Source organism: Longimicrobium sp., assembly GCF_036554565.1.
Lineage (GTDB): Bacteria > Gemmatimonadota > Gemmatimonadetes > Longimicrobiales > Longimicrobiaceae > Longimicrobium.
Map to the genome: position 1 here is coordinate 1 of NZ_DATBNB010000366.1, position 10,809 is coordinate 10,809.

11 protein-coding genes are annotated in these 10,809 nt (G+C 70.0%); 9 read left to right on the top strand and 2 right to left on the bottom strand.

Going from position 1 to position 10,809, the window contains the following annotated elements; genetic code table 11:
* Positions 1-824: DHHA1 domain-containing protein (locus VIB55_RS10210; protein WP_331876555.1), on the top strand; the 824-nt coding region annotated here is incomplete at its 5' end.
* Complete coding sequence (locus tag VIB55_RS10215) at positions 821-1,129, top strand: hypothetical protein (protein WP_331876556.1); 309 nt, start codon at positions 821-823, stop codon at positions 1,127-1,129. The genes VIB55_RS10210 and VIB55_RS10215, both read left to right, overlap by 4 nt.
* A gap of 163 nt (positions 1,130-1,292) precedes the next feature.
* Here VIB55_RS10215 and VIB55_RS10220 read toward each other — a convergent pair whose 3' ends face one another.
* Complete coding sequence (locus VIB55_RS10220; protein ID WP_331876557.1) at positions 1,293-3,254, bottom strand: hypothetical protein; 1,962 nt, start codon at positions 3,252-3,254, stop codon at positions 1,293-1,295.
* A gap of 593 nt (positions 3,255-3,847) precedes the next feature.
* Positions 3,848-4,138 (bottom strand): hypothetical protein, encoded by a 291-nt coding sequence (locus tag VIB55_RS10225; RefSeq protein WP_331876558.1) that lies wholly within the window; start codon positions 4,136-4,138, stop codon positions 3,848-3,850.
* 366 nt (positions 4,139-4,504) lie between these two features.
* Between VIB55_RS10225 and VIB55_RS10230 the strand changes: the two genes are divergently transcribed.
* The 7 genes from VIB55_RS10230 to VIB55_RS10260 form a co-directional block, all read left to right on the top strand.
* Positions 4,505-4,906 carry a hypothetical protein gene (locus VIB55_RS10230; RefSeq protein WP_331876559.1) on the top strand — a complete coding sequence of 134 codons (402 nt, stop codon included), beginning with the start codon at positions 4,505-4,507 and terminating at the stop codon, positions 4,904-4,906.
* Positions 4,906-5,658: an SDR family NAD(P)-dependent oxidoreductase gene (locus VIB55_RS10235; protein WP_331876560.1), complete on the top strand. Its 753-nt coding sequence runs from the start codon at positions 4,906-4,908 to the stop codon at positions 5,656-5,658. Before VIB55_RS10230 ends, VIB55_RS10235 begins: the two co-directional genes overlap by 1 nt.
* Positions 5,651-6,646, top strand: a complete 996-nt coding sequence (locus tag VIB55_RS10240) for an asparaginase (RefSeq protein ID WP_331876561.1) — start codon at positions 5,651-5,653, stop codon at positions 6,644-6,646. The genes VIB55_RS10235 and VIB55_RS10240 overlap by 8 nt, the downstream gene beginning before the upstream one ends.
* Positions 6,647-6,778: 132 nt before the next feature.
* The gene (locus VIB55_RS10245; RefSeq protein WP_331876562.1) at positions 6,779-7,342 is read left to right on the top strand and encodes a hypothetical protein; all 564 of its coding nucleotides are present in this window, start codon (positions 6,779-6,781) and stop codon (positions 7,340-7,342) included.
* Between the two features lie 353 nt (positions 7,343-7,695).
* Positions 7,696-8,700, top strand: coding sequence for an alpha/beta hydrolase (locus VIB55_RS10250; protein WP_331876563.1), 1,005 nt, complete (start codon positions 7,696-7,698; stop codon positions 8,698-8,700).
* A 441-nt stretch (positions 8,701-9,141) separates the two neighbouring features.
* A complete protein-coding gene (locus tag VIB55_RS10255; protein ID WP_331876564.1) occupies positions 9,142-9,630 on the top strand; it encodes an Lrp/AsnC family transcriptional regulator in 489 nt (162 codons plus the stop codon).
* A 69-nt stretch (positions 9,631-9,699) separates the two neighbouring features.
* The coding region (locus VIB55_RS10260) for a glutamine synthetase III (RefSeq protein WP_331876565.1) at positions 9,700-10,809 on the top strand (1,110 nt) is incomplete at its 3' end.

The following is a 10,809-nucleotide window of genomic DNA, read 5'->3' on the forward strand; positions in this document are numbered from 1 at the left end:
AGGTTTCCACCGTCGAGGGGATGGTGAACGAGGCGGTCTGGGCCAACTACGACGTCTGCTCCAACCAGATGGCGTATCCCGACGCCATCGCCCGCGGCGCCATGGCCCTGTTCAGCGAAAAGTACGGCGACGTGGTGCGGGTGGTGGAAATCCCCGGCGTGTCGATGGAATTGTGCGGCGGCACCCACGTGCGGACGACGGGGCAGATCGGCCTCTTCCGAATCCTCTCGGAAAGCGGCGTGGCGGCGGGGGTGCGGCGCATCGAGGCGGTGACGGGGCGCGAGGCGTTCGAGCGGGTGCGCCGCGACGAGCGCACCCTGCGTGAGGCCGCCACCCTGCTCAAGACGCGCGAAGAGAACCTTCTGCCCCGCATTCAGCAGGTGCTGGAGCAGGGGCGCGACCTGCAGAAGCAGCTGGAAAAGGCGCGCACCTCCGGCGGCGGCGACGTGGTGTCCACGCTCCTGGCGTCGGCCGCGTCGCTGGAGGGCGTGCGGGTCGTGGCTTCCAGCGGAGCATTCGGCAGCGTCGACGAGATGAAGGCGCTGGGCGACGTTCTCCGCGAGCGCCTGGGGAGCGGTGTCGCCGTGCTTGCCGAAACCGAGGGCGGAAAGCCGATGATCGTCGTGGTGGTCACGGACGACCTGATTCGGCGCGGCATCCGGGCCGATGCAGTCGTTCGTGAGGTGGCGGCCCTGGCCGGTGGCAAGGGCGGGGGCAAGCCGCACATGGCGCAGGCCGGCGTGGGCGACCCCTCGCGCGTGCCCGGCGCCATGGAGAAGGTTCAGGAGATCGTGGAAGGGCTGCTGGCCGGCGCTCCCGCGTGAATCCGGCGGAGGAGTGGATTCGCGCGCGGCTGCGGGGTGCGCCCCCCGCGCTGCTCGAGACGATGGTCGCCGTGCTCCCCGCAGACGCCGCGCTCCCGGTGCCGGACGCGCTGGCGGCGGCAGCGCTGGCACTCTACGCCCGGCTGCGTGGGGAAAGCCGTGAAGAAGCGCTTCCCCTGCTGGCGGCCGACGCGCTCTTCACCCACGCGTTGGAAGCCCAGGCAGAGGTTGACCCGGACGGGCTTGCCGCCTTGGCGGACCGCATGGGCGCCGCAGGGGCGCTCGGCTGGATGATGCCCGCCTGACTCTGCTGCTTCAGTCGCTGCGGTAGCGCCGGGGGATTTCGAATGCAGACAGGAGGGGCCGGCTCCACGCCATGGAGCCGGCCCCTTCGTTTCGTCCGGCGAGATTTCGGTCGGCGCCATGACCTCGGGGAAGAGAACTCCGCGCGGCGCCCCCCTCGGTAGGTCAACGCGCCGTTGAGGAGTCCGGGCTTACGAGGAGGGTGTTCGCCGCGATGCACGTCTGCCGCGCCTTCAACGGGTCGACGCGCTGCACGGTGATGCGCGCGCCCACCAGCGGCGCCCCAATCGCCCGCAGTTCCGCGCGGTGCAGGCGCCCCGTCATGGCCATGGGCACGGGCCGTCCCACCCTGCCGTCCGCGAAGACGGGCGCGGCCAGCAGGGTCGCGGCCGGCGAGCGCGCCACGCGGGCGACCATCACCAGCGCCTCGCCGCGCGCGGGAAAGCTCATCCGCAGTGTCGCGCCCGCCTCGCAGTAGCGCCACGTGGCGGCCGCGGGCTGCGCGGTGTGGGCCACCGCGCGCGCGGTGACGTTCTCGTACAGCGCGAAGCTGACGTCGGCGCCGCGCTCCAGGTTCCCGCGGACCAGCCGCAGCAGTGCCCCGTGCTGGTAGACCCAGGGCGCGGGGTCGGCGCGCGAGCCGGCGTCGGGGCACTCCCACGTGTTTCCCACCACGATCACCCAGCGGCGCCGGGGGAGCTCGTCGGCCCACCAGGGAGTGCGGACCTGCCGCCCTTCGCACGGCACCGGGTGGAGCATGGTGCCGGGCCGCTGCAGCGCCGCAAAGACGTACGTGCTCCAGTAGCCGCCCAGGAGCGGCGCCCCGGGCGCCCGCTTCTCCAGACGGGCGGCGACGTTCGCCAGCCCCTGCGGGTACGCCGGCGCCGATGCCGGGACCCGCAGCAGGCCGATGGCCAGCCCTGCGGCTCCCGCTACGGCCAGCACTTCCCGCCACCGGCGCGAGACGCGGGGAAGGCTCGCGGCCAGCCACACCAGCGTGATCAGCCCCGCCAGCGTCCCGAAGACGAAGACGAGCGAGAAGTAGCGCACGTGGAACTCGTTCATGCGCACGTGGCGCATCAGAAAGAACACCGGCACCTGGACGGCGGCCATCAGCCAACAGGCCATCACCAGCGCCGCGCCCTCCACCCGCCACGCGAGCGACCGCCCGCCGCGCGCACGCCAGAGCACGACTGCGGCGGCGAGCGCGCCGCCGGTCGCCACCACCAGCAGGGGCATGGAGGCAGATGCAGCCAGCCGTGACCAGACGCGCCACGCGTTGTCCGCCAGGCGCCCGTGATCGATCAACACGCCTGTCCGGAAGTACCCCCCGACCCGGGCGGGGCAGTAGAGGTCGATTGCGGCGCGGAGCAGCCGCGCGGCAATCATCCCCGCCACCACGACGAGCCCGCCCTCCGCCAGCCTCCCAGGCAGGGAGCGGCTCGGCTCCGCATCCAGCGCGTGCGCCCGGACGGCCTCGACCCCCGCAACCATCAGGAGCATCTGGGCGCTCAGCGGCGACGTCCACTGGGCCAGGAACACGGCACCGGCGGTTGCGGCGCGCAACCGCCACCGACCGCGCTCGTCACGGTCCGGCCGATCACCCAGGCGTCGGAGCCCCCACCAGGCGAGCAGAAGGGCGGTAATCTGCCAGGCGTAGGGGTGCGCCGCGTCGAAGAGGGGGACGCGGGAGTCGGAGTTGCCCACGAGCACGGCGGCCAGCAGTCCGCCCGCCGCCCACCCCCAGACACCCGCGAGGCGCGCCATCACCACGGCCGCCATCAGCACCCAGGCGGTGCCCACGAGGTGCAGGTCCGGATAGTCGAAGGCGTGCCCCGAGACCCGGCTGGCCGCCCGCAGCAGCAGCAGGTGCCACGTGCCCAGCCGGTCCTGGCCCCAGTAGTAGACGTCGAACAGGCTCCATTCCCGCGCGCGGATCATCAGCACGGGGATGGCCAGGTCGGAGTTGAAGTCCTTCGGGCGCGGGTGGAGCGCGCGGCTGATCCACGGCGCGGCGAGCACCGGAAGGCACACCAGCGCTGCCCAGAGAAGGATCCGCGCGCTGTTGCCCGCACGGGATATCGACGCGAGCTTTCCGCGCACCGAGCCGCGCGGCTCCCCGGTCATATCGGCGAGCCTGCCGCTGGTTGTAGTCGAATCCGGCATGTGCGTCAGAACGGAGCCGGCAGATGCAGAGAGGCGATTAGGAGTCTCGCGGGATCGCGTTCACTTGCGCCGGCTGCGCAGGTTCAGCATCCGCGAAGTACCGCGGATGGTAGACGTAGTCCTCACCGGACTCGTCGATAACACGTATGCATCCCCGGCTTTCCCACTCGGGGTCAGGGAGCACCTCGTACCAACGGTGTAGTTCCAGAGAAACCTCGTGTCCGTCGATGCGCACGCATTGCACGAACCGGCCGTGCGCTGTCTGCTGATCGTACATTCACGTCCTCTCGCGGTCAGGATGACGCCGAGACCGTGCTCTCGGCGGCGTGCGCCGGTTCGAGGAGCAGGAAGCATCGCTTTGGAAACATGAAGTCTTCCCCGGTCTCGTCGATCACTCGCAGGAAACCGCGGCGCTCGCCCACCGGATCGGGCAGGAGTTGGTAGACACACCCTACCCGGAGGTCTACCTCGTATCCCGCGTTCTGCACGCATCGTCCGAATGGGCCGCGCTGGAGTTGCAAATCTTCCAAACGCTCTGGCGGTTGACCTGCGGTTCAGGACGCGCGACGCATCTCGCCCGGCGCAGCCTGCGACGGCTCCGTTGCGACGAACATGCTACGTGGGTCGCCGCCTGTTGCGTGCTGCGCAGGCTCAGGGAGGGCGAAGTACCGCTGCGGATACACGTAGTCCTCGCCGGAGCCGTCGATTACGCGAACGAATCCCCTGGCCTCCCACCGCGGATCGGGAAGCATTTCGTACGACGCGCCGAGTTCGAGGTCCACCTCGTATCCGTCGTTCCGGATGCAGACCACGAATTGGGACTTGGTGTTGGGCTGTTCACTCATACCACGGCTCCCGTTTCATCTTGAAGTCGCGCCGTCCGATCCCGTTCGCTTCGTACCAGTGTAGCTCGGCCTCTACGACGTCTCCCGTCCGCAACACCAGAACGGTAGCGAATCCCTTGCACTTGCGCCATCGACCCGGGCCGTATTTCGACCGCAGGTTGGCGAGTTGTCGGATCCCGTGACCCCGCGCGATCGTTACCGTCCCGCGGATGGGTCCCATGATCGCGTATTCCTCTTCAAATTGCATAATCCCGGCCGATCTGCGAGTTTGGTGCGGGTTCAGGCGGCGGTCGTAACGGACGCCTGAAATCTAGCACCAGAACCGTCCAGAACGTGCATCTTTACCCGCCACAGCCCGGACCAGTTTTGAACCTCATCCAAGCCCTCCACGAAGCGCGCGCGGCCGAGAAGGAGCAGGCGCTTTTCTACCGCGGGCTGGCTGCGCAGGCCGAAGACCGCGGCGACGCCGACCTCAGCCAGCGCTGCAACGAGCTGCACGCCGACGAGCAGCACCACCTTTCCCGCCTGACGGCACGCCTGCTGGAATTGGGAGCCGGCCTCGCCGACCTGGACCACCTCTCCGCCGAGACGGCGGGGATGGAGGCGTGGGAAGCCGCGGCCCGCGCACGCGAAGAAGCCGAAGTGCTTCGCTACGAGCAGCTGCTGAAGACGGGGATGGACGATGCGACCCGCGCGCTGATCGGAGAAATCCTGGACACCGAGCGGCACCACGCCGAGGAACTGGGGGGAAAGTGGACAACCGCCTGATGCTGGGGCTCAGAGGGCGCCGCGCGCTGGTGTCGGGCGCGTCGCGGGGCGTGGGGCGCGCCACGGCGCTGATGCTGGCGCGCGCCGGCGCAGACGTAGGCGTGGGCTACGCCACGCGCGAGGCCGAGGCCAACGAGGTGGTGGGGCTGGCGCGCGACCTGGGCGTGCGCGCCTTTGCGCAGGCCGCCGACGTGAGCACGCCCTGGGGCGCGGAGATGCTGTTCGAACGCTGCCTGGTGGAGCTTGGGGGCGTGGACGTGTTCGTGGCCAACGCGGGCATCTGGGTGCCCGACGACGTGCCGCTGGCCGGCATGGCCGATGCGCAGTGGGAGCGCACCATCACCGCGAACCTGACCTCCGTCTTTCAGACGGTGCGGCTCGCCGCCCGCTTCGTGACCGACGGCGGCCGCATCGTCATCGTCTCGTCCACGGCGGGCCAGCGCGGCGAGGCGTTCCACGCCGACTACGCCGCCAGCAAGGGCGCGCTGATCTCGTTCACCAAGTCCGTGGCGGTGGAGCTGGCCGAGCGCGACGTGACGGTGAACTGCGTGGCGCCGGGGTGGATCGACACGGAGATGATCGAGCGGCCGCTGGCGGAACGGCGTGGCCCCATCGAGGCAGGCATTCCCCTGGGCCGCGTGGCCAGCGCCGAAGACGTGGCCGGCCCCATCGTCTTCCTCTGCTCCACCCTCGCGCGCCACGTGACGGGCGAGGTGCTGAACGTCAACGGCGGGAGCGTGCTCTGTGGCTAGGCCCCGCGTGCTGCTGCTGGCTACGGGCGGCACCATCTCCATGCAGGTGGACCGCGAGCGCGGCGGCGCCGTCCCCCGGCTGAGCGGGCGCGAGATCCTGGAGTCCATCCCCGGCGTGCAGGAGGTGGCGCAGGTGGATGTGCGGGAGTTCGGGCGCCTGCCGGGGCCGCACGTGACCATCGGGCGCATGTGGGAGATGCGGGCCGCCGTGCTCGCCGCGCTCGACGAGGGCTACGACGGCGTGGTGGTCACGCACGGCACGGACACCATCGAGGAAACGGCGTACCTGCTGGACCGGTCCATCGCGTCCGGGCATCCTGTCGTCATCACGGGGGCCATGCGCAATTCGTCGGAACTGTCGTGGGACGGGCCCGCCAACCTGATGGCGGCCATCGAGGTGGCGGCGGCGCCGGAAGCCGGCGGCCGCGGCACGATGGTGGTGATGGACGACGAGATCGTGCAGGGCGCCGAGGTGGTGAAGACCCACACCGAGGCGGCGGGCACCTTCCGCTCGCCCAACTGGGGGCCGTTGGGCGTCACCGACAAGGGCCGCGTCCTTTTCTACCGCGAGTCGCGCCGCAAGCCGCCGCTGGCGCCCTCCGCACCCGCCACGCCGGTGGACCTGGTGAAGATCGTGGCGGGGGCGGACTCGCGGCTGCTGGAGGCCAGCCTGCAAAGCGGGGCGCAGGGCATCGTGCTGGAGGCGCTGGGGCGGGGGAACGTGCCGCCGGAGGTAATGCCCGGCATGCAGCGCTGGGCAGACGCGGGACGGCCGATGGTCATCACCTCGCGGTCGCTGCGAGGGCGGGTGCTGGATACCTATGCCTATCCCGGCGGCGGCCACATGCTGCGGGAGATGGGCGCCATCTTCGCCGACCACATGACCGGGCAGCAGGCGCGCATCGAGCTGATGCTGGCCATCGGCGTGCACGGCCGGGACCTCGGCGCCATTCGCGAGGTGATCGAAGCGGGCCGCTACGAGCACTGAGGGGGAGGCTGGAAGTTTCCTCTAAGTCGTTGTAGATTAAGAGACTTGCCCAAGCATCTGCCCCGTCCGCGCCGCCGCGCGCCGCGGGGCAGCCGCACGTCGGTCCCATCCACTCGCACGGTAGACCTCCTGATGCGCACTCTCCTTCGTGTTGCCGTCCTCACGCTGTCCGCCGCCCTCGCCGCGCCGGCCGCCGCCCAGCAGGCCGCCTCGCCAGCCCCGGCCGCGCCGCAGCAGCCCACATCCCTCGGCGTGACCTTCAATGCCTTCGTGGCGCTCAAGCCCGGGATGACGGGGGCCGACGTGGCGCGGGTGATCGGCCGCGCGGGCCGCGAGCTGAGCCGCGCCCAGGCCGGGGGCTACACAACGGTTTCGTACCAGTGGATGGGCGACGACATGAGTTCGATCATGGTGACGCTGCAGAACGACGCGGTAATCAGCGTCACGCAGATGTCGCTGAAGCCCCCTTACGAGGTGCGGCCGGCCACCCTGGCCACCTACGGCCAGCTGCGGGAGGGAATGACGATGCAGGAGGTGATGCAGGTTCTCGGGCCCGGCATTCCGGTCAGCTTCACCAGCCTGATGGGCCAGGTGTCGTTCTCCATCACCTGGCCGGGCGAGGCGCTGGGCTCCACGCTGATCACCACCTTCCAGAACGGAAAGCTCGCGTCGAGCATCCAGGCGGGCCTGCGGTAGGCCTTCTCCGCGATCGATCCATCAGCGCCCCTCCGAGTCTCCGGAGGGGCGCTTTTTCGTCTCCTGTATCCGCCGCACCCGGGTCACCTGACCCATTGAGCCAACCTCTTGGCGGAACGGTAGATAAGCCGTGCTGTGGCAGGCGTTCCCCGCTGGGTCGGAGATGCCGCGGGCCCGGCGGCTTTCGCGAAATCCCGGTTCACGAGGCAAGCCGCTTTTCGGCAATCACTTAGGAGGATGGAGGCACGCCGTGCCGCCCCCGGCCTCGTCCGTGCCTTGGATGGGAGCCGTGCCGCGGCGCAGTGCCGGGCACGGAAAAACATCCAAAAACCTCCCGACACCGGGTGATCGCCATGAAGATCCGCACTCTCGCCCTGCTGCTTCCCCTTGCCGCCGCTGCGTGCGACGACGCTCCCACCACCTCCGCCGGCACGTCCGCCCCGCTGACGGCTTCGTACGATGCGCCCAAGACCGCCGAGGGATACCTGCCCGGGGCGGGCGGCGTCCAGCTGTTCTACCGCGTGTACGGCAGCGGCCCCGACACGGCGGTGGTGATCTCCGGCGGGCCCGGGCTGTCGCTGGGCTACCTGGACCGTGACCTGGCGCCGCTGGCGCACGGCCGCACCGTAATCTTCTACGATTCGCGCGGGGCCGGCCGGTCCACGCTGCTCTCGGATCCGGCGCAGATGGGCATCCAGCAGCACGTGGCGGATGTGGAAGCGGTCCGGCAGCACTTCGGCATCGGAAAGCTGGGCCTGGTCGGCCACTCGTGGGGCGCCATGGTCGCGCCGATGTACGCGGCGCAGTACCCGGCCAACGTCGACCGGCTGGTGATGGTGACGCCCGGCCCGGTGCAGGCCCACTACGACGCGCAGTTCGAGGCGGAGCGCATCGCCCGCACCCCGGCGGCCGCGCTGCAGCGCCAGGGAGAGCTGTTCGGCGAGCTGGCGGGCGGGCAGTCGCCGGACCCCGCCGCGGCCTGCGAGGAGCTGCTCAGCATCTGGTTCCCCGCGTACTTCCATGACGCCGCCAACATGGCGAACCTGAAGGGCAGCTGGTGCGACGTCCCGGCGGCCGCGGCCAACGCGCTGCTGTTTACGATGGTGGTGGGCCGCGCGTCGCTGGGCCCGGACTTCGACCTGCGCCCGATGCTGCAGACGGTGCAGGCGCCCGCGCTCGTCATCCACGGCGCCGCCGACCCCATCCCGTTCCAGAGCACGAAGACCTACGCCGACGAGATCCCCGGCGCCCGCTTCAGCGTGATCCAGCAGGCGGGGCACTTCCCCTGGCTCGAGCAGCCGACGGAGTTCTTCACGCAGGTAAACAACTTCCTGCGCCGCCAGGACGTCGCGCGCTGAGCGGATGACAGGCCCCTGAGCCAGAGGGCTGCCGACATCGACCCTGAAGACGAAATCCCCCGCGCCAAAGCATCGGCGCGGGGGATTCGTTCGTGTGGGCCCCTCCCCCGGCCCCTCCCCGCACAAACAACGTGCGTAGAGGGGGGAACTTCAGGCGGGGTTCGACGGGGTGCCTTGCATGCCGCGGGCGCCCCCTCCCCCCGGCCCCCATCCCCCGCTTCGCAGGGGAGGGGGAGACCTGAATCGCGCCTTGGCTCCGCCTCGCGCACTCGGCTGCGCCTGCAGTCCGCGAAGGCGGACTTCGGGCCGTCGTTGCCGCGAATTCATTCGCCCCAGCGCGGCCGGGCCCCGCTCGCCGTGTCACGCCTCTTGCGTAAACCGCCGCGGCAGACTATCGTTGCGAAAATTATCCTGGCTGGCTGATCAACTTAAGAAAGTAAAGTGAACGGGCCCACTCGTCTGGATGAGATCGATCTGCGGCTGCTGGAGATGCTGCAGGAGAACGGGCGCACCTCGCAGCACGACCTGGCGCAGGCGGTGGGGCTTTCGTCGCCGGCGGTGGGCGAGCGGGTGAGGAAGCTCGAGGAGCGCGGGATCATCCGCCGGTTCACCGTCGTGGTGGATCCCAAGCGGCTGGGGCGCGACGTGACCGCGTTCATCGCCGTGGGGATGGCGGGCTCGCCCCACTATGCGGAGTTCCGGGAGCGAGTGATGGCCCACGGCGAAGTGCTGGAGTGCCACAGCATTACGGGCCAGGGCTCGCACCTGCTGAAGATTCGCACCGACAGCACCTCCACGCTCGAGGGGCTGCTGGCCGAGATCCAGGCGTGGCCGGGTGTGCAGTGGACCACCACCAGCATCGTGCTTTCGACGATCAAGGAAACCAGCGACCTGCGGCTGGGCCCACGCCCCACGGGCGACGCAGGCTGAATTCCAGGGCGGGGCAGCGGCCCCGACGGACGCGACACAGCACTCAAACCCTTGCAAGGAACAGAAGCCATGCCCAGGACCTCCGCCCGGTTCGACACCCTGGCCGCCGCCACGGGATGGGGCGCCGACAGCCGCAACGGCAACGGCACCTCCGAGCCGATGGACATCGAAAGCCTCTTCGGCAGCAACACCTTCGGGCTGGCGGAGATGCGCGCGCGGCTCCCGAAGCAGATCTACAAGGCTCTCTGCCGCACGGTGGACCACGGCGAGCCGCTGGACCCGTCCGTGGCCGACGCCGTGGCGCTGGCCATGAAGGAGTGGGCGCTGGAAAAGGGCGCATCGCACTTCACCCACTGGTTCCAGCCGCTGACCGGCAGCACCGCCGAAAAGCACGACAGCTTCATCACCCCCAACGAGGGTGGCGGCGCCGTCGCCGAGTTCAACGGCAAGGAGCTGATCCAGGGCGAGCCCGACGCGTCGTCGTTCCCCTCGGGCGGCCTGCGCGCCACCTTCGAGGCGCGCGGCTACACCGCGTGGGACCCCACCTCGCCCGCGTTCATCGTGTCGACCCCGGCCGGGTGCTATCTCAGCATTCCCACGGCATTCCTGTCGTGGACGGGCGACGCGCTCGACACCAAGATCCCGCTGCTGCGGTCGATGTCGGCGCTGGCGGTGCAGGCCAAACGCTCGCTGGCCCTGTTCGGCGCCACGTCAGACAAGGTGACGGCCACCTGCGGGCCGGAGCAGGAGTTCTTCCTGATCGACCAGGAGTTCTTCTACCGCCGGCCGGACCTGGTGACCACCGGGCGCACGCTGTTCGGGGCCAAGCCGCCGCGCGGACAGGAGCTCGAAGACCACTACTTCGGCAGCATTCCCGACCGCGTTTTGGCGTTCATGATGGAGGTGGAGCGCGAGCTGTACCGGCTGGGCGTCCCCGTGAAGACGCGGCACAACGAGGTGGCGCCCGGGCAGTTCGAGATGGCGCCCATCTACGAGAACGCCAACCTGGCCGCCGACCACCAGCAGCTGATGATGATCACGCTGCGCAAGGTGGCGCGGAACTACGGCCTGGCCTGCCTGCTGCACGAGAAGCCCTTCGCGGGCGTCAACGGCAGCGGCAAGCACCTGAACTGGTCGCTCGGCACGGAGAACGCCAACCTGCTGGAGCCGGGCGAAACG